The following is a 19,932-nucleotide window of genomic DNA, read 5'->3' as shown; positions in this document are numbered from 1 at the left end:
CCGATAAAATAATCACCGGTAAAGAAAGTAGTGACATATATTTATTCATTAATATCTTCCTTGAAATGACTTAACATTAATTATTAACAACGAACAGTTAAGCCATACTGACAAAAAATCGCATCAATAGAAGCAAAAAAAAACACTGAAAATCAGTGCTTTTTATTTTTATTAAACAACTAACAGTTAACTTAGCCTTTCAAAGCTTGATCAATCATCGTTTGTGCTTGAGTAATAATGTCATCCAAATGTTGCTGACTAATAAAGCTTTCGGCGTAGATTTTAAACAAGGCTTCAGTACCTGAAGGACGCGCAGCAAACCAGCCATTTTCAGTAGTGACTTTAATACCACCTATCGCAGCATTATTGCCGGGTGCATGACTTAATATTGCTGTAATTGCCTCACCCGCTAATTCTGTGTCGGTGAAGCTATCACGATTTAACTGTTCAAACTTAGCTTTTTTCTTAAGACTAATTGGGCTATCGATACGAGTGTAAAAACTTTCACCAAATTGATCGGTTAACTCTTTATAGCGTTGTGCAGGTGTTTTGCCTGTTACTGCTAAAATCTCAGCCGCTAGTAATGCTAAAATAAAGCCGTCTTTATCAGTACACCAGGTACTGCCATCACGTTTTAAAAACGCTGCACCAGCACTTTCTTCGCCACCAAATGCAATGGTGCTATTTGTTAAGCCATCAACAAACCATTTAAAGCCCACAGGCACTTCTAAGCATTGTCGACCTAACGAATTACAAACACGATCAATCATTGCACTTGATACTAAGGTTTTACCCACTGCGAGTGACTCAGCCCATTGTGGACGATGAGTCATTAAATAGTCTATCGCCACCGCCAAATAATGGTTAGGGTTCATCAGTCCAAAGCCAGGGCACACAATACCGTGACGGTCATAATCCGGGTCATTACCGACGCACAAATCATAATCTTCGCTGTACGCTAACAAACCTGCCATGGCATAAGGAGACGAGCAATCCATCCGGATTTTGCCGTCTTTATCTAATGGCATAAAGCCAAATGTGGGATCAACTTTATCATTGACTAAGGTAATATCTACACCATAGTGAGCGGCAATTTGCTCCCAGTAGTAAATACCCGACCCACCTAAAGGATCAACACCTATACGAATGTTGGCTTTTTTAATCGCCTCCATATCAATGACTTCAGCAAGAGATTCAACATAAGGTGCAATAAAATCGACTTCATCAATCCAACCCGATTTAACCGCGACACCGTAATTAACTTTTTTAACCCCTGAGAGTTGATTGGCAAGATATTCATTGGCTTTTGTTTCGATGATTTTAGTAATTTCACCTTCAGCAGGACCGCCATGAGGTGGATTGTACTTAATGCCACCATCTTGTGGAGGATTGTGCGAAGGAGTAATAATTAACCCATCGATTAACGCAGCAGGTGCTGACGAATTTGCACGAACAATCGCTTGAGACACCACTGGTGTTGGGGTAAACCCATCATGCTGTTGAATTAGCATTTTAACTTGGTTTGCAGTTAATACTTCGACCACCGACATAAATGCTGCATAAGACAATGCATGGGTGTCAAAACCCACAATCATTGGCCCGCTTATATTGGCAGAATGACGATAATCGACAACTGCTTGGGTGATAGCCCAAATGTGGTTTTGATTGAAACTCGATGAAAACGCACTGCCTCGATGACCCGATGTACCAAATGTCACTTTTTGTTGCACGTCTTCCACATTAGGAATAATGCGATAATAATGACTCATCAATTTAGGAATATTCACTAAATCCGTTTGTAAAGCTTGCTGTCCTGCGCGTTGATGAATGGCCACGAGTGGTCTCCTAGTTAGTAAATAAAAAATGAATCTTCGACAAAACTCAAAGGTTAAATGTGTTCGGCGATGCTCTTCGCTCTTTCACTGTCACAACCTAAATGTTCCAATACCTCTGTTAGAATAGTTTGTTTTTTGGCGGTATTGTTATTGGTGGTGACCCAAAATCCACTTGATGCGATTTCTTTTGGATTAGAAGATTTACTTGACGTTAATAACGCCTGTTTAGAGCGGGCAAAATACAAACGTCCTTTGCCTTGCACATTAAGCACTTTGTCAAAGTCACTACGAGCAGTGGATTCAAGGCTGGATAATAAATGCATAAAACGCCCAACGGCACCTTTCTGCTGACTTAATAAGTGTTGGCTTACAATGGCATCAAAATCAATAGTTGTTGACGTTGCAATGTCTTCTTCTAATGGAACGTGCTGAATGGCACTCTTTTGCTCAGCGATCACTTTTTCAACAGCTGCTTTGGCTTGATCAAAAACTGGATGACGATTTACTGGCGATTGCGACTCTAAACTTGGGTGACTAATGTCTGTAGGTAAGCTTATATCGACATTTTCGACTGACAAGTTCAATAAACGACGCAAAATATCGGAAGCGCTTTCGCCGATGCGTTCAGTTTTACTGGCAATAAAGCGATAAAGTTCTTCGTCAATTTCAATGTATTTCATCAGAGTCATCCTTTTTCTATCAGTCTATTACTGTTGCCAAGATTACATTGGCATCAGATTAAGTCGGGATCGCAGATCGAATTAATAATAATGCGATCAAAAAAATATTGCTTCAGTGTAAGCCATGCTTAACCTACTAATAAAGTGACAAAATCATTTAATGGCCTATATTACTCATATTTTTTTGAAAGCAGTTTAAAATATCAGCAACTATGGCAACATGTGTCAGCAAAACTTGATTTGACCGGCTCATTGCAGCAGAATCTTCCGCATTAAATGTCCAATGAGCTTATTGAATTATGCATTATGTATCTTCTGGTCAAGGTGAAGCCGTCCTGCTTATTCATGGGCTGTTTGGTAATCTTGATAATCTAAAAAACCTCGCCAGTGTGCTTGAGCAACAACATCAAGTTATAAGGGTTGATGTACCCAATCATGGCTTAAGCGAGCATTGGGACAACATGGATTACTCTCAACTGGCTGATTCCATGATTGATGTACTCGATGATTTGCAGATTGAACAAGCCCATGTGGTCGGCCATTCTATGGGCGGAAAAATTGCGATGGCAATGGCTCTTTTACACCCAGAGCGTGTTAAAAGCTTAGTGATTGCAGATATCGCGCCGGTCGCATATAGCCCAAGACATCAAACCGTATTTGCAGGCTTAACCAGTTTAGTATTAAACAGCGATACCACTCGAAAGTCGGCCATAGCACACTTAATCAACGCCGGTATTGATGAGCCGACATCTCAATTCTTACTCAAGAATCTACAACGCACAGACAGCGGCTTTGAGTGGAAAATGAATTTAACTGGGCTAATCGAATCTTACGACCGTATTATAGGTTGGGATTTGCCTTTAACCGATAACGATCATTTTGATAAACCAGCACTATTTATCCGTGGCGGTGAGTCAAATTATGTCACTGCTGAGCATCGTGATGAAATCATGCGTCAATTTCCACATGCCAGTGCAAAAACATTGAACGGTACAGGCCATTGGTTACATGCACAAAAGCCTGAGATCTTTAATCGCATCGTGTCTGAGTTTATTGAACAAAACCAAGGGTAAATTTTTAATATTTACCTTTTTGAACATAGCCGATTGTATCGTGATGTGATATATTCGCGCCCTCTTTTCGCCAGACACTCAATAGCGAAGGTAGAAGTATGTTAAACCAATACATGGAACAAATTGAAGCAGTAGGCTTGAACTTGTTTTTTGCATCGATATTCTTTTTTATCGGCATGGCTATCCATGATGTGCTTAAACAAGGTGAAGTCCCTAAATTTGGTCGATATATTGTTTGGGCAGTGTTATTCCTCGGCTGCGCCGGGTTTATTGCAAAAGGTATCATTCAGATGACCTGGGAAGGCTCTGGGATCGGTTAAAGAGTACAATGGCAAAAGAAACAACAGATAGAACGACTATTGACCTTTTTGCCGCTGAAACTCGCCGTGGGCGTCCGAGAAGTAACCCTCTTTCTCGGGAGCAGCAATTAAAGATCAATAAACGTAACCAAATTCAGCGCGATCGCGCTAACGGTTTAAAGCGAATAGAGTTAAAGGTGTCACAAGATTTGTATGACGCCTTGAACCAACAAGCTTTGAACAGTAACATCAGCCGTAGCCAGTTAATCGAATTTATTCTGCAACAGCAACTCGACAACTGAGACGTTTTTAGAACATCGCACAACGCGAACTAGATATTTAAAGGATAGACAATGGCAACTGTAGGTCTTTTTTTCGGTAGCGACACTGGCAACACCGAAGCTGTAGCCAAAATGATCCAGAAAAAACTGGGTAAAAGCATGCTCGATGTTAAAGACATCGCAAAGAGTACCAAGGAGCAAATTGCTGAATACGATTTGCTTATGTTTGGTATTCCAACATGGTATTACGGCGAAGCACAGTGTGATTGGGATGACTTTTTCCCAGAGCTTGAGCAAATTGACTTTACCGATAAGCTAGTCGCTATTTTTGGTTGTGGTGACCAAGAAGATTATGCTGAATATTTCCTTGATGCGATGGGCATGATACGTGACATCGTTGAAGCTCGAGGCGGTATTATCATTGGTAATTGGCCATCTGAAAGCTACAATTTCGAAGCCTCTAAGGGCATGGCAGACGACAAGCACTTTGTCGGTTTAGGGATTGATGAAGATCGTCAACCTGAGCTAACTGAAGAACGTGTTGACGGCTGGGTGAAGCTAGTTTATGAAGAAATGTGTCTAGCTGAGTTAGAAGACTAACCCACATCATCAGATTAGTTTTGTGATTGAAAGCGGCTTTATTGCCGCTTTTTTATGTCTATAGTTTGGTTTAACGGTTAAGTAACCACCAATATGTCAGTCAATAATTTCAATCCATTATACCCTCATTGGGATATTTTTTGTGTCGTGGTCGATAACTATGGTGACATAGGTGTCACCTGGCGTTTGGCTAAGCAACTGGTGGTTGAATATGATATTCCCATCAATTTATGGGTCGATGACTTACTGAGTTTTTCGCATATTTTACCTATGCTAGACCCACACAAACCGAAGCAAATATTCAATGGTGTGAATATATTTCAATGGAATAACCCAATAGATATAGAGTTTATTGCTGGTAATGTCGTTATTGAAGCATTTGCCTGTGAATTACCATCACAAATAAAATCCACAATAAATCAATTACATCAACACCCTCTTTCTCGAGCCCCTACATGGTTAAACCTTGAATATCTCAGTGCTGAAGATTGGGTAGAGGGTTGTCACGGGTTGCCCTCTTCACAGCCTGGTGGGGTTAAAAAGTGGTTCTATTTTCCAGGTTTTACCCCTAAGACAGGCGGGCTTATCTGTGAGCGGGAATTATTTAATCAACGTGACGAATGGCAAGCTGACTCAAAACATAAATTAGCATTGTTCAACAAACTGGGGTTACAGGGAATAGATGCTAAAGACACGGTTATCAGTGTCTTTAGTTATGAAACGCCAGCCTTAGCTGCTTTGTGTGAATTATGGCAAACATCGCCAAGCCCAATTCATGCACTAATCCCTAAAGGACGCAGTTTACATAGCTTAACGAGCATATTGCCCTGTGACATTAAAGATTTGATGCCCGGTCAACAATTTACAATAGGTAACTTAACCCTACATATATTACCCATGACTGATCAAAATGCTTTTGATCGCTTGCTATGGAGCTGTGATTTTAATATTGTGCGGGGTGAAGATTCGTTTTTACGTGCTCAATGGGCTGCAAAACCCTTCATATGGCACATTTATCCTCAAGAAGATGATTATCACTTGGTAAAATTACAAGCTTTTATGCAAATTTACTGCGATAATCTTGCTCCAGAAATTGCTGCCACTTGGTCTGAGGTGAATTTGGCCTTCAACCAGGGGAATACAAACGCGGTAGTAATGCACTGGCAACAATTACATTCTGTTAATTTGTCTTTAATGCAACATGCTATTGAATGGCCAATTAACGCGTTAAATGAAGCAGATCTTGCGAGTCGACTAGTTCAATTCGTTAAAAATAGCTAAGATACTGCTCTATAAATAAAAAAAGTCTAAATATATAGGAAATAGTGAAATGAAAACTGCTCATGAAATCCGTCCTGGTAACGTGATCATGTTAGATGGCAGCCCATGGGTTGTTCAGAAGACTGAAACAACTCGTTCTGGCCGTAACGCTGCAATCGTTAAGTTAAAATTAAAGAACGTATTGCTAGATTCTGGCACTGAACAAACCTTCAAAGGTGAAGACAAATTAGACGATATCATTCTAGAACGTCTTGATTGTACTTACTCATACTTCGCTGACCCTATGTATGTATTCATGGATGAAGAATACAACCAGTATGATGTAGAAGCTGACAACTTAGGTGATGCTGCTGACTATATCATTGATGGTATGGAAGACGTTTGCCAAGTCACCTTCTATGAAGGCAAGGCTATTTCTGTTGAATTACCCGTTCACATTGTCCGTGAAGTTATCTACACCGAGCCTTCTGCTCGTGGTGACACTTCAGGCAAAGTAATGAAGCCAGCTACCATTACTGGTGGTGGTACTGTTACCGTTGCTGATTTTGTTAAAGTCGGTGACAAGATTGAAATTGATACTCGTACAGGCGAGTTCAAGAAGCGCGTTTAAGCGTCAGTTAATTTGAGTTATTAGTAAAATAGTAATAACACAAGTCAACTCAGCAAAAGCCAGCACTAAGTGCTGGCTTTTTTGTTGTCAAACACTATACACATACTGATTCACAACCTAAAAACAGCATTTAACACTGAAGCGATAGCTAATTTACTGACAGAATCAGCATTTAACACTAATATTATTATTCATTTTGCTTGTTTGCCTCTTTCACAATGCCAATAAATTCGTTATGGTTCGCTAACTTAAGCCGTATTTAGTTATCGAGAGTAGTAGTATGCGACCCATTATCAAATCCAATAAGCTTGATTCCGTTTGTTATGACATCCGCGGACCAGTACATAAAGAGGCCCGTCGGTTAGAAGACGAAGGTCATCGTATTTTAAAGCTTAATATCGGCAACCCTGCCCCCTTTGGATTTGAAGCCCCAGAAGAAATCGTTCGAGACGTTATTTTAAACTTACCCAGTGCCCAAGGTTACTGCGAGTCAAAAGGCTTATTCTCTGCGCGTAAAGCCATTGTGCAGCATTACCAAGCTCAAGGTATTTTTGGCGTCGATATTGAAGATATCTACATAGGCAATGGTGTCTCTGAATTGATCGTAATGGCCATGCAAGGGCTGCTTAACACCGATGATGAAGTACTGATCCCATCACCTGATTATCCATTATGGACTGCAGCGGCAAACCTCGCTGGTGGTAAAGCAGTACATTATCGCTGCGATGAAGAAGCCGATTGGTTTCCTGATTTAGATGACATAAAGAGTAAAATCAGCAGCCGCACACGTGCGATTGTGATGATCAACCCAAACAACCCTACCGGTGCGGTTTACAGTAAAGAATTGCTGCTAGAGGTTGTTGAGCTATGTCGTCAACACGATTTGATATTATTCGCCGATGAAATTTACGATAAAATTTTATACGACGAGGCCAAGCACATCCCTGCTGCGGGTTTATCTGATGACATTCTGACTATCACCTTTAATGGCTTATCTAAAGCCTATCGCGCCGCAGGTTTCCGTGTGGGTTGGATGATGTTATCGGGTAATTTAAAAGCGGCCAAAAGTTACATTGAAGGCCTAGAAATGCTGGCGTCTATGCGTCTGTGTGCCAATGTACCCAATCAACATGCTATTCAAACCGCATTAGGTGGTTATCAGTCAATTAATGAGCTGATATTACCTAACGGCCGCTTAACCATACAACGCGATGCGGTGTACGAATTGCTTAATCAAATTCCTGGGGTCAGCTGTAAAAAACCTAAAGGTGCCTTGTACGCATTCCCGAAATTAGACATGAAGAAGTTTAATTTACGTGATGATGAACGTTTGGTGCTTGATTTGTTAAAAACCAAAAAAATTCTGTTAGTACAAGGAACTGCCTTTAACTGGCCTGAGCCAGATCACCTTAGAGTGGTTTTTTTACCCTATAAAGAAGACTTGGCTAAAGCACTCACCGAGTTTGGTGATTTCTTGGAAGACTATCGCCAATAGCACCTTAACGAGATATCTGTTCAATAAAACACTAAGCGACTGAACAGTCGCTTTTTTTTATTGATAAGCTCCTGTAAGCTGAGACAAACTATTGAGCGCAGTAAGGAGTCTCATGAGTCATTTATTTGCCCATTTATCTCGGATGAAACTGATCCAACGTTGGCCGTTAATGCATAACGTGCGCCGCGAAAACGTTCAAGAGCATTCACTACAAGTGGCGATGGTCGCTCACGCTTTAGTGATTATCAGCAATAAAAAATTCGCTACCGACTTAGACGCCAATAAAGCGGCAACCATTGCCATCTATCATGATGCTAGCGAAATTTTAACTGGCGATTTACCCACACCAGTAAAATACTTTAATAAAGAAATCGAAGCCGAATATAAAAAGATTGAAGCCATAGCTGAACAGAGAATGTTAGAAATGGTACCAGATGAATTTAAAGACGATTACCGCAGCCTGTTTATCAGTGAAGCAGCGGATCCACAATACAAAGCCATTGTGAAAGCAGCTGATACTCTCTGCGCATATTTAAAGTGCTTAGAAGAACAAAAAGCCGGTAACAGTGAATTTAATAGTGCCCGTAAACGTTTAGAACAAATGTTAGACGACAACCCTAACCCTGCCGTAGCTTATTTCCGTGATTGTTTTATTCCAAGTTTTACATTGAATTTAGACGAAATTAATCAAATGTTGTAAAGGAATTTTATGCCTGATAACACCATCGAGTCCAGTAATACAGAACAGAACAGTCGTTGGCAGCAACGTTTACTCGGTGAAGATAAACAGCGCCGTAATGATCATCGCAGCCCATATCAACGAGACCGCGCACGTATTCTGCATTCAGCAGCATTTCGTCGGCTTCAAGCCAAAACGCAAGTGCTTGGCGTTGGCATGAATGACTTTTACCGTACTCGGCTAACACATTCATTAGAAGTGTCACAAATTGGTACTGGCATTACTGCTCAACTACGTCGAAAATATCCGGACCTTAGGTATTTACTCAATTCAATGAGCCTCATTGAATCGATTTGTTTGGCTCACGACATCGGTCATCCACCTTTTGGCCACGGCGGTGAAGTCGCATTAAATTACATGATGCGCCATCACGGTGGTTTTGAAGGCAACGGCCAAACCTTTCGAATTTTAACTCGTTTAGAACCCTATACCCCTTCATGGGGGATGAACCTTACCCGGCGTACTTTACTTGGGGTAATGAAATACCCAGCAACGTATTCGCAATTGTATATCAATCAAAATAGGCCAGACATAGCCAATCATCGCCAACTAAAACCCTCAGAATGGCCACCGGTAAAAGGATTATTTGATGATGATATACCCATTATTGATTGGGTATTAGCGGCATTATCAGAATCGGATAGGCAGTTGTTTATTAGCAGTGAACAAAGCCATACACATGTAGATTATCCCCATTTAAAAACGCGCTATAAGTCATTTGATTGCTCGATTATGGAATTGGCAGATGACATTGCCTATGCGGTACACGATCTCGAGGATGCTATTGTAATGGGAATTGTCAACCAACATCAGTGGCAACGCGATGTCGTTGGGCAGTTAACTGAAATCAAAGATGAATGGCTGATATCGGAAATCGCTAACATTGGTGACAAGCTATTCTCTCATGAACATCATTTACGCAAAGATGCTATCGGTACCTTAGTCAACGGTTTCGTCACCGCGATTGGCATTAGTACCAACCCACAATTTGACGAAGACTTACTAAAATATAATGCCGAATTAGAGCCAGACTTTGCTGCAGCATTACACGTACTGAAACAATTAGTATTTAAGTATGTTATTCGTAAACCTGAAATCCAGATGCTGGAATATAAGGGCCAACAGATTGTGATGGAATTGTTTGAAGCGTTTGCCTCGGATCCTGAACGTCTGTTACCGCTTAATACTCGAGACCGATGGTTAGCAGAGCGGAATGACAATAATAATCCAATGCGGGTGATTGCTGATTATATTTCTGGGATGACCGATGAATTTGCCGGTCGCTTACATCAGCAATTATTTGGTTCAAAAACCGCAGGCATTATGGAGTTAAGTCGCGAGCAATAACATTTATTGCCTCTGTTGATTTTCGATAAAAAAAGCGCTTGGTTATAACAACCAAGCGCTAACGGGTTATATAAAGGGGAAATAACCCAAATTTCACACTTCACACTTCACAAAAAAATAAAACAAAACATACAAAAACAGCAATCAATTTATACCGGGTGCATAAACGCTTGTATTTCATTTAACGTGAGCACTGGCGTAGCGCCATGAGACTGAGCAACCATAGCACCCACAGCGCAAGCAAAATCAATCGCATACTGCGGATTACTATCACTACATAATTGATACATTAACGAGCCTAAAAATGAATCTCCGGCGCCGACGGTATCAACTACCTTGACTAAATAACCTGAATTATAAAACTTCTGCCCTGCAACACTCAGTAATGCACCATGACTGCCTTTGGTGACACACAAGTATTTGGTTTGGGTTTGCTCAGCAATATAATCCAAGTTTTGTTCTAATGAATTAAATGGCGAGCCCATGGCTTTAGCAATTTCATACAGTTCATCATCATTTAATTTGATAAAATCTGCTTTTTTCATCAAACTAACCACACTATCAATCTGGTAATGCGGTGCACGTAAGTTAACGTCAAATACCGAAAACGAAGCCAATTCAACTACGGCGGTTAAGGTAGTAAGAGACACATCATTGCGACCAATTAAACTGCCAAAAACCAACACGTCAGCACGATTAACTTGCTCAATTATATCTTCCGTTAATGCGATATTATCCCACGCAGTATCGGCGACAATGTCATAAGACGCTGACCCATTGTTGTCTAAAGTGACTTGAACTGTGCTGGTGCTTTTAACGGGATCTATGGCGATACAGTCACGATTAACACCGCGATCGTCAATAAAACTCAGTAACTCGCGACCTAATAAATCATCGCCAACGGCACTGATCATCGAACCTTTAATGCCCAAGGCATTAAGTCTGACGCACACATTTAAAGGTGCCCCGCCAACACGCTTGCCATCAGGGAAACAATCCCACAATACTTCGCCAAAACAACTGATGTTAATGTCGGCCTTAGCTTTATGATTAATTAATATGCTATTCATACGGCTTAACCTTTCGCTTGTAATCTTGCTTGCATAATCGATTTAATGTCACTGCCCGGTGCATATAAGGCCGTAATCGCTTGACGATAATCTTTACAAAAGCTTGCTTGATTATTTAGATCACCAAATAAGTCAGTTAGCTGTAAAAACGCTAACGGATCTTGTGCTGTTCTGCTAGCAAACTCATGTAACTGTACTGACATTTGGTCGTTAATGTCTAACGCTTGCCCTTGCTGATCAACACGTTTATCACTGTATAAACACCAGGTAGCAATGACCAATGTGGCCAATGAAGTATCACGGCCTAATTCGATATTTTCATTAATAGACGCAATGATAAATTTTGGTAACTTGGCTGAGCTTTCGAGACAAATTCGCGCCAAGCTGTCTTTAATGTTCGGATTGGAAAAACGTTCAATTAGGGTATCTTTGTATTGAGTTAAATCAATGCCTTCAAGTTGCTCAATTAACGGCGTGACTTCATCGTCCATAAATTTACGCAAATATGTTGCAAATAAAGGATCAGATACCGATTCATCAATCGTCGCAAAACCATGTATAGAACCTAATAAACCTAATACTGAATGGCCTGCGTTTAACAAACGGATCTTCATTTTTTCAAACGGAGTCACGTCACTGACAAATTGTGCACCAACGGTATCTAACGCCGGACGGCCATCACTAAAGTTGTCTTCTATGACCCATTGAGTGAAGGCTTCGCACGTGATTGGCCATTCATCGTTAATGTGTAATGTGTTAGCCACATATTCGATGTCTGCTTTGGTTGTCACTGGGGTAATACGGTCAACCATTGCGTTTGGAAACGCTACATTCGTTTCAATCCATTGGCCTAAATCAGCGTCATTTTTATTCACAAACGCCAGTAGCATTTTACGGGTCATGTCGCCGTTATGCTGAATGTTGTCACAAGACTGAATGGTAAAAGGCTTCATGCCCTTGGCTTTACGCTGTTTAAGTGCTGCAGTTAAATAACCAAACGCGGTGATTGGGTCATTAGGATTCGCCATATCATGGATTATGTCTGGATTGTTGAAATCAAACTCACCGGTTGCAGGATTAAAGTTATAACCGCCTTCTGTGATGGTCAATGACACAATTTTAGTGTCTGAGTGAATCAGTTTATCAATGACCTGTTGTTTGTTTTCTGGTGCAAATAAAAAGTCAATCATCGAGCCCATCACTTGATGATCAATCTGACCATTCGGGTGACGTACCGTTAAACTGTACAGATAGTCTTGTTTCACCAGCACATCACGTAGACTGCGGTTAGCTTCTAACAAACCGACACCACATATCGCCCAAGACTCAGAACCAGGTTGCTTCAATAACTCATTGATATACATTGCTTGATGAGCACGATGAAAGCCACCGACACCAATATGCACAATTCCAGCGGTTAACTGGCTACAATCGTATTTCGGCACATCAACATTAGCAGGTAATGTTGACAAACTTTGTAGGTTTAACGTGTTCAGTTGAACATTTGAATCTTGAGAATGATCCATGTGGATTGTGCCTCATAAAATAATTAAACAATATGGATGGTTGTGTTATCTAATGAAATAACACGGCTAACTCAATACTAATGTTTTATTAACATCATTAGCCTTAAGCTATTAAGATCAGCCGTTAGCCTTGAGTTATTAATACTGCGATTACGAGTTTATTTTTTTATGTCGTTTAAGAGCAACATATGAACAACTAAAATAAATTATCGTACAGACAAAACAAACTGTTTCAAATAAAGATTTATTCTCTGCATAGATTGTCATTGTTGGGCTATAAAACATCACTTTCGCAGCCAGTATGCTAATAACCACTAAAGAAACAACCGCAAAGCTATTTAACACCTTGGTGAACTGACTGCAGTCTTCAACATGAGGCTTATCATCTTTAGCCATTTCATCTTGGTATTCGGCAATTTGTTGCTGTTCTTTCTCATCTAATAATATAGCGTCTGTATAATCTAAATCGGCACCATATTTTTTAGCTAATACGGTATAAATAATAATGGTGAATATCCATGTTGGAATAAATAAGTAATAGAATGAAATAATATCAAGACTATTTAAACCAAACCCAAATACTAACGCTAATGCCCAAGATGCAATTGCCGGTGTACTTTTAGACAGGTTTTGATACTTAGCCCAATAGCGAGTTAAGCCAATTTTAGGGAACAACACGTGCTCAGCAAATACAATCCCCCCCACTGGTACAACTAATAGACCTGCATACGTCAGTAACGGTAACATCTGCGAAAACACAAATGGGAAACACGCTATCACTACAGTGACTAAACCTACAATGGCGGTAGTACGTTCACGAGATTGGTTTACAAAGATTGACTGCGCGGCAAGGCCTGCACGGTATAAATTCGCGTTAGCCGTTGTCCAACCAGCGATAATGATAATCACAAAGCCTGAAAAACCTAAAGCATGGTAAGCAACATCACCTGGATCGAGTTGAGTAATAGTAGTTTTTAATAGTACAGCAGTACCTGCCCCCATAATACCAGCAGAGATCCATGCTAAGTAGTGGCCGAAGAACATGCCAACACCTGAAATCAAACCATAACTTTTACGCTTTGCGAAGCGGAAAATAGCCATGTCTATCAAACCGAAGTGAGTAATTGAGTTAGCTGCCCACGCAAAGCCTATCACTTCAAGTAAACCAATACCGGGTTCACCTTTGTCATTTAATCCAGTCCAAATTGAGCTGTCACCTATGGTCATGAAGTCTTGCCAGCCCGTTAATGTGGTACTGCCAATCACATGATTTGATAACACTGGAAATAAGGTAAATGAACCCGCAATAAAAATAACAAATAACCACGGCGCACAAATTTTAGAAAAGTCAGCCACGGTAGAGAAACCATACATGGCGACGACAACGACGATAGATCCTACCGCTAATACAATCATCACAAACCATAGACTGCTAGGGTACCAATTTAATTGTGCCGGAATGTCGAATAAGAAACGGACGGCCGTCGACGATACTGTGATCATCGCTGCGGATATCACCGAGAAGATAACGACATTTGCCCAGTTATAGAGCTTGGTCATTGAGTCGCCGGCAATCTTATTTAAATAATTATATAAACTGAGTCGAGTTTCAACAGCAATAGGTGCCGTTAATAACCACCACGAACACATCGCCAATAGATTACCAATTAATAGTCCAAGTAATATATCAATAGTTGAGGCACCTAGAGCAACAAAAGTGGCACCAATAACAAACTCCGTCGCGGCAACATGCTCCCCAGCATATAAACCTGCAAAGTGTTTCCAACCATGTAATTTATTTTTAGCTACAGGCAGCTGCTCTTCATTCATTTGTTTGAATGAAGCCTCATGTTGACTTGTTGTCATTATTTTTATATTCCTATTTAGGGAATAAGTAAAACCCTCACCAAAAATCGATGATAAAGTGATACTATATTTCCTTTACTGACTATTTATTATTTCTATTGAGTTGAAATAATAACCCCATTCATATTCACATTATTTTTATAAATTATTCACGCGTTATTGATCTAATTTCAATGTTAAACATCATTTTATTTAATCATTTACTTTAGCTTTGCTAATATTCTTTCAGCTGTATATTCATTGGTTATCAATGAATTAATTAACCGACCTTGCAATGCTGAAAATATTGCATCAACTTTATGTTGACCAGCAGCAATGCCATAAACAGGTTTATTTGAATCAATTCTCAACGGTGAGCTCATCACCAATTGATTCATTGAATGCTCGAGTAACTGCCCTTGCTGGTTATACACCCAACTGATGATTTCACCAGTGGCATTGTCATTAATTAACTCGGTTAACTGTGACTGATTAATGAAACCATCGAGCAATAATGGTGACTCTGCGCCCATATGCCCAATACCAACAAAAGTGGCATCTGCTTGTTTAACTAATTCAAAAATACTTTTTACCGGCGCTAAGTCATGCAATAACTGCTTTTCCGCTACTGAAGTCGCAATAACGGGTAATGGCATAGGGTAATGCTTAGCCTGCACTCGATTAGCCATGCTGACTACGATATCAAATGCTGATGCAGAACCGTCTAACATCATGTTGCCTAATAACGATACTATTTTATGCTGTGGACATTGCATAGAAGGTAACTCATCGATACAAGCTTTGAGTGCTCGTCCGGTACCAAAGGCTAAAGTTTTAGGTTGTTCAGACTTTAAGTACCGCTCTAACACGCCTGCACCACATTGCGCTAAACCGTGCACGGAACTGTCATCAGCAGGATCGCTGGGTACAATTTCGCATTCCAATAAATTAAAAGCTTGGGTTAACTGTTGGCCCAACTCCATACATTTACCAATGGGGTGATCTAAACGGACTTTAATTAACCCTTCACTAACCGCTAATGCGACTAAACGTTGCGCTGACTGTCTTGATACTTCTAATTTTTGGGCAATTTCATCTTGAGTATTCTTCGCGACGTAATATAACCACGCAGCTCTTGCCGCTTGCTCTAATCGCGCGAGTTCTGAATTCGACTTGTTATCCATGTTGTCCCTTATATTCAGTATCAACGCATTAACGCTGGCATTAGACGATTAAAATGTTGCCAATGACTTAGTACAGCAATCTCTGGGTAAGCCTGTGACACTGGGTGTAACTCATCGCTAACGTTATCGACTATATGACCACCGCCAATATAATGAATCACTTTCATTTTGGCCGCGACAGCTGCACTAACGCCAAAAAAGCTATCTTCAATCACCAAACAATGCTGTGGCTCGACCCCCATGCGTTTAGCCGCATGCAAAAACAAATCAGGTGCCGGCTTACCTCGTTTGACTTCGCTGGCCGTAAAAACATTCAAACCAAACACATCCGTTAACCCTACTACTTCTAATGCGCTAGTTGTACGCGGTAAACTGCTGCTGGTTGCTATGCAATACGGTACTTTCAAATCTGCCAATATCGATCTAATACCGTCTGTTACGGTTAAATTACGCTCAAACTCAGACAATAGTTGCTGACGATATTCTGCTTCAAATTGTTCAGGTAATGTCAGTGCCAGCAAACGCTTTACTTTGTCGGCGACGGTAGCAAATTGACAACCTAGAAAATGCTGTTGTACAAAAGCCATATCAATGCAGGCGCCTAATTGAGCAAGTTTTTCGATTAACACATTAGCGCTAATCACCTCACTGTCGATCACAACCCCATCGCAGTCGAATATTATTAATTGTGTATTTATGTTCATATGCTCGCCTTACCAGATCAAGTCAGATAACTAACCATATTTTACAGCGTGCTGAACCTGAAACCACAATAATAAATCCAACATCACATTCTGTAGCGTTCTACAAAACTCAAATAACGTGGATAAGTGACCACATTACACTAACTAGAGTAAACATTCGCACCACGAGTGAGCATATGCCCTAACAGTGAGCATATTCCCTTTTATAAATATTGATGTCAATCACAATTCTCTAATTAAATAAGCAAAACAAGCTTTAGCGATTGCTTATACATGCAACCCAATTATAAAATATTATTTAAATTCAATAGAATATTTTCAACATAGTTGATTCAATTTGTTATTTCATCAATGTAAAAGTTCAAAAAACAGACTATTCCTATTGTAAAACAATTGTAAATTATCGCTTTTTTAGTTGAAAATCGTACTAAAGGTAAGCAACAAGATAAAGAATGAACACGCAATATATGCATTACTTTGGTGCTAAAAACAGGTCTTAGTTATGAATTAATGCCAATTTGGGTGATGTTTACATGCCTAGACAAACGGAAGTTACATATTCAACAAAATATAGCGTTCATAAAACAAGCTATTACTGTAATAAAATTACATTCCGTTATGCATTTGTGGTCATCATCACAGCAAATAGCGCATTAAAGTTGTAATTTTATTTACAAAGAATATTTTGCAAAACTGATTTGTTGAATATTTTTAAAGGAAACCACTATGACAGTTACCAATACACAAGAGCTTGATTTATTAGTTGAGCGCGTTGCCAAAGCTCAAGCCGAGTTTGCAAACTTTAGCCAAGAAAAAGTCGATACTATCTTTAGAGCGGCTGCTTTAGCTGCAGCAGATGCACGCATATCTCTAGCAAAAATGGCCGTAACCGAAACCGGCATGGGTGTATTAGAAGATAAAGTGATTAAAAACCACTTCGCATCTGAATACATTTATAACAAATACAAAGATGAAAAAACCTGCGGTATTTTATCTGAAGACTTAACCTTCGGTACCATTACTATTGCAGAGCCGGTCGGAATTATTTGCGGTATTGTCCCCACAACTAACCCTACTTCTACTGCTATTTTTAAAGCGCTTATTAGCTTAAAAACCCGTAATGGCATTATTTTCTCACCACACCCAAGAGCTAAAAATTCAACGACTACAGCGGCTAAAATTGTATTAGATGCGGCAGTTGCAGCAGGTGCACCTAAAGATATTATTGGCTGGATTGACCAACCTAGTGTTGCATTGTCTAATCAGTTAATGACTCATGCAAAAGTTAACCTCATTTTAGCCACCGGTGGACCAGGCATGGTTAAAGCAGCATATTCATCAGGTAAACCAGCCATTGGTGTTGGCGCAGGCAATACACCTATTGTTATCGATGAAACAGCAGACATCAAACGCGCGGTAAGCTCTATATTAATGTCAAAGACCTTTGACAATGGTGTGGTATGTGCTTCTGAACAAGCGGTGATTGTAGTCGACAGCATTTATAAGCAAGTTAAAGAGCGTTTTATTAGTCACGGTGGTCATATTCTGTCTAAAGCGGAAACTGCGGCAATGCAAAGTGTCATCCTTAAAAACGGTGGCCTTAATGCCGATATCGTAGGCCAGAGTGCTGTTGCGATAGCCGCAATGGCAGGTTTTGAAGTGCCTAGTACCACCAAAGTGCTTATTGGTGAAGTGACTGATATTGATGATGCTGAAGCCTTTGCTCACGAGAAATTATCTCCGTTATTAGGGATGTATAAAGCAAAAGACTTTAATGAGGCAATGGACAAAGCGGAAGCCTTAGTTACCTTGGGCGGTATTGGTCATACATCTGGTTTATATACCAATCAAGACACCCAGGATGAGCGCGTTAAAGCCTTTGGTTTTAGAATGAAAACAGCCCGTATTTTGATTAACACTCCTGCTTCTCAAGGTGGTATTGGTGACTTATATAACTTCAAGTTAGCCCCATCATTAACACTAGGTTGTGGTTCATGGGGCGGTAATTCAATTTCTGAGAACGTCGGACCAAGTCACTTAATCAATAAAAAAATGGTCGCTAAGAGGGCTGAAAACATGTTGTGGCATAAGCTTCCATCATCTATTTATTTCCGTCGCGGTAGCTTACCAATAGCACTTGAAGAGTTAAGTGATAAAAAACGCGCGCTGATCATTACTGACAAGTTTTTATTTAATAACGGTTACTGTAATGAAACCTTAAAAATTCTGAAAGCACAGGGGCTTGAAACCGAAATTTTTTATGAAGTAGAAGCTGACCCAACCTTAGCCATTGTGCGCCAAGGCGCTAAAGTTGCGCAAAGCTTCCAACCTGATGTGATTATTGCATTAGGCGGTGGTTCGCCAATGGATGCTGCTAAAATAATTTGGGTTATGTACGAACATCCTGAAGTTGATTTTGCCGATCTAGCGCTGCGTTTCATGGACATTCGTAAACGTATTTATAAATTTCCTAAGATGGGCGTTAAAGCTCAAATGGTTGCCATTCCGACAACCTCAGGTACTGGATCAGAAGTGACTCCTTTTGCCGTGGTAACCGATGAAGTAACCGGAAAGAAATACCCTATTGCGGACTATCAATTAACCCCAAATATGGCGATTGTCGATCCTAACTTAGTCATGGACATGCCAAAATCACTGACCGCTTTTGGTGGTATTGATGCTGTCACACATGCGTTAGAAGCTTATGTGAGTGTGATGGCGAACGAATACAGTGATGGCCAAGCACTGCAGGCATTAGACCTATTGTTTAAGTACCTTCCGGACTCTTATGAATTTGGTGCTAAAGCACCCGTTGCTCGTGAAAAAGTCCATAATGGTGCCACCATAGCCGGTATTGCTTTTGCCAATGCATTCTTAGGCGTTTGTCACTCAATGGCGCACAAATTAGGTGCTGAGTTTCACTTAGCTCATGGTTTGGCTAATGCATTATTAATCTCTAACGTGATCCGCTTTAACGCGACAGATATGCCAACCAAGCAAGCAGCATTTAGTCAATACGACCGCCCTAAAGCGTTGTGTCGTTATGCGGCCATTGCAGATTATTTAAAGCTAGGCGGTAAAACGGATGCTCAAAAAGTTGAAAAACTGATTGAGAAAATCGAACAGCTAAAAACAACTATTGGTATTCCTGCATCAATTCAAGATGCTGGCGTTAATGAAGCAGATTTTATCGCCAAACTGGATGAACTGGCTGAAGATGCATTTGATGATCAGTGTACTGGCGCCAATCCACGTTACCCGTTGATTAAAGAGCTAAAACAAGTGTTATTAGACAGCTTCTATGGCCGAGCTTATAAAGACTAGTCGATTCGATAATAAGCAGTAAGCTTTTAACATTACGCC

General features: G+C 40.3%; 17 protein-coding genes. 10 read left to right on the top strand and 7 right to left on the bottom strand.

The annotated features are described in order from the left end of the window. Positions 1 to 191: 191 nt before the first annotated feature. Positions 192 to 1,835 carry a phosphoglucomutase (alpha-D-glucose-1,6-bisphosphate-dependent) gene (gene pgm / locus H5125_RS12100; protein WP_182744337.1) on the bottom strand — a complete coding sequence of 548 codons (1,644 nt, stop codon included), beginning with the start codon at positions 1,833 to 1,835 and terminating at the stop codon, positions 192 to 194. Positions 1,836 to 1,888: 53 nt separating this feature from the next. Then, positions 1,889 to 2,515 (bottom strand): replication initiation negative regulator SeqA, encoded by a 627-nt coding sequence (gene seqA, locus H5125_RS12095; protein ID WP_182744336.1) that lies wholly within the window; start codon positions 2,513 to 2,515, stop codon positions 1,889 to 1,891. A gap of 299 nt (positions 2,516 to 2,814) precedes the next feature. Here seqA and H5125_RS12090 point away from each other — a divergent pair, with 299 nt between their 5' ends. The 9 genes from H5125_RS12090 to H5125_RS12050 all read left to right on the top strand — a co-directional run bounded on the left by H5125_RS12090 (position 2,815) and on the right by H5125_RS12050 (position 10,240). Further along, the gene (locus tag H5125_RS12090; RefSeq protein WP_182744335.1) at positions 2,815 to 3,588 is read left to right on the top strand and encodes an alpha/beta fold hydrolase; all 774 of its coding nucleotides are present in this window, start codon (positions 2,815 to 2,817) and stop codon (positions 3,586 to 3,588) included. A gap of 98 nt (positions 3,589 to 3,686) precedes the next feature. Continuing rightward, complete coding sequence (locus H5125_RS12085) at positions 3,687 to 3,908, top strand: DUF2788 domain-containing protein (protein WP_059744892.1); 222 nt, start codon at positions 3,687 to 3,689, stop codon at positions 3,906 to 3,908. Positions 3,909 to 3,916: 8 nt separating this feature from the next. Beyond that, positions 3,917 to 4,189 carry a LexA regulated protein gene (gene ybfE / locus H5125_RS12080; protein WP_011637372.1) on the top strand — a complete coding sequence of 91 codons (273 nt, stop codon included), beginning with the start codon at positions 3,917 to 3,919 and terminating at the stop codon, positions 4,187 to 4,189. Positions 4,190 to 4,240: 51 nt separating this feature from the next. Next, positions 4,241 to 4,768: a flavodoxin FldA gene (gene fldA / locus H5125_RS12075; protein WP_101088376.1), complete on the top strand. Its 528-nt coding sequence runs from the start codon at positions 4,241 to 4,243 to the stop codon at positions 4,766 to 4,768. 93 nt (positions 4,769 to 4,861) lie between these two features. Next, a complete protein-coding gene (earP, locus tag H5125_RS12070; protein WP_182744334.1) occupies positions 4,862 to 6,049 on the top strand; it encodes an elongation factor P maturation arginine rhamnosyltransferase EarP in 1,188 nt (395 codons plus the stop codon). Positions 6,050 to 6,098: 49 nt separating this feature from the next. Beyond that, positions 6,099 to 6,659 carry an elongation factor P gene (gene efp / locus H5125_RS12065; RefSeq protein WP_011637369.1) on the top strand — a complete coding sequence of 187 codons (561 nt, stop codon included), beginning with the start codon at positions 6,099 to 6,101 and terminating at the stop codon, positions 6,657 to 6,659. A 280-nt stretch (positions 6,660 to 6,939) separates the two neighbouring features. Further along, positions 6,940 to 8,154 (top strand): pyridoxal phosphate-dependent aminotransferase, encoded by a 1,215-nt coding sequence (locus tag H5125_RS12060; protein WP_101088378.1) that lies wholly within the window; start codon positions 6,940 to 6,942, stop codon positions 8,152 to 8,154. 112 nt (positions 8,155 to 8,266) lie between these two features. Beyond that, positions 8,267 to 8,854, top strand: a complete 588-nt coding sequence (gene yfbR / locus H5125_RS12055) for a 5'-deoxynucleotidase (RefSeq protein WP_101088379.1) — start codon at positions 8,267 to 8,269, stop codon at positions 8,852 to 8,854. A gap of 9 nt (positions 8,855 to 8,863) precedes the next feature. Continuing rightward, on the top strand, positions 8,864 to 10,240 hold the full coding sequence (locus H5125_RS12050) for an anti-phage deoxyguanosine triphosphatase (protein WP_182744333.1): 1,377 nt from the start codon (positions 8,864 to 8,866) through the stop codon (positions 10,238 to 10,240). A 149-nt stretch (positions 10,241 to 10,389) separates the two neighbouring features. On the opposite strand, the gene H5125_RS12045 is transcribed toward H5125_RS12050, so the two are convergent. The 5 genes from H5125_RS12045 to H5125_RS12025 form a co-directional block, all read right to left on the bottom strand. Beyond that, a complete protein-coding gene (locus tag H5125_RS12045) occupies positions 10,390 to 11,310 on the bottom strand; it encodes a carbohydrate kinase (RefSeq protein ID WP_182744332.1) in 921 nt (306 codons plus the stop codon). A 5-nt stretch (positions 11,311 to 11,315) separates the two neighbouring features. Beyond that, on the bottom strand, positions 11,316 to 12,836 hold the full coding sequence (locus H5125_RS12040; protein WP_182744331.1) for a mannitol dehydrogenase family protein: 1,521 nt from the start codon (positions 12,834 to 12,836) through the stop codon (positions 11,316 to 11,318). Positions 12,837 to 12,986: 150 nt separating this feature from the next. Further along, positions 12,987 to 14,702 carry a cytosine permease gene (locus H5125_RS12035; protein ID WP_101088383.1) on the bottom strand — a complete coding sequence of 572 codons (1,716 nt, stop codon included), beginning with the start codon at positions 14,700 to 14,702 and terminating at the stop codon, positions 12,987 to 12,989. 200 nt (positions 14,703 to 14,902) lie between these two features. Then, positions 14,903 to 15,865 carry a sugar-binding transcriptional regulator gene (locus H5125_RS12030; RefSeq protein WP_101088384.1) on the bottom strand — a complete coding sequence of 321 codons (963 nt, stop codon included), beginning with the start codon at positions 15,863 to 15,865 and terminating at the stop codon, positions 14,903 to 14,905. Between the two features lie 20 nt (positions 15,866 to 15,885). Beyond that, positions 15,886 to 16,569 carry an HAD family phosphatase gene (locus H5125_RS12025; RefSeq protein ID WP_182744330.1) on the bottom strand — a complete coding sequence of 228 codons (684 nt, stop codon included), beginning with the start codon at positions 16,567 to 16,569 and terminating at the stop codon, positions 15,886 to 15,888. Positions 16,570 to 17,295: 726 nt separating this feature from the next. Here H5125_RS12025 and adhE point away from each other — a divergent pair. Then, positions 17,296 to 19,893: a bifunctional acetaldehyde-CoA/alcohol dehydrogenase gene (gene adhE / locus H5125_RS12020; RefSeq protein WP_101088386.1), complete on the top strand. Its 2,598-nt coding sequence runs from the start codon at positions 17,296 to 17,298 to the stop codon at positions 19,891 to 19,893. Positions 19,894 to 19,932: the final 39 nt, after the last annotated feature.

Source organism: Shewanella sp. SR44-4 (assembly GCF_014163715.1).
Lineage (GTDB): Bacteria > Pseudomonadota > Gammaproteobacteria > Enterobacterales > Shewanellaceae > Shewanella.
The sequence above is the reverse complement of the archived record's forward strand: the minus strand, read 5'-3'. Positions and strand labels throughout refer to the sequence as shown.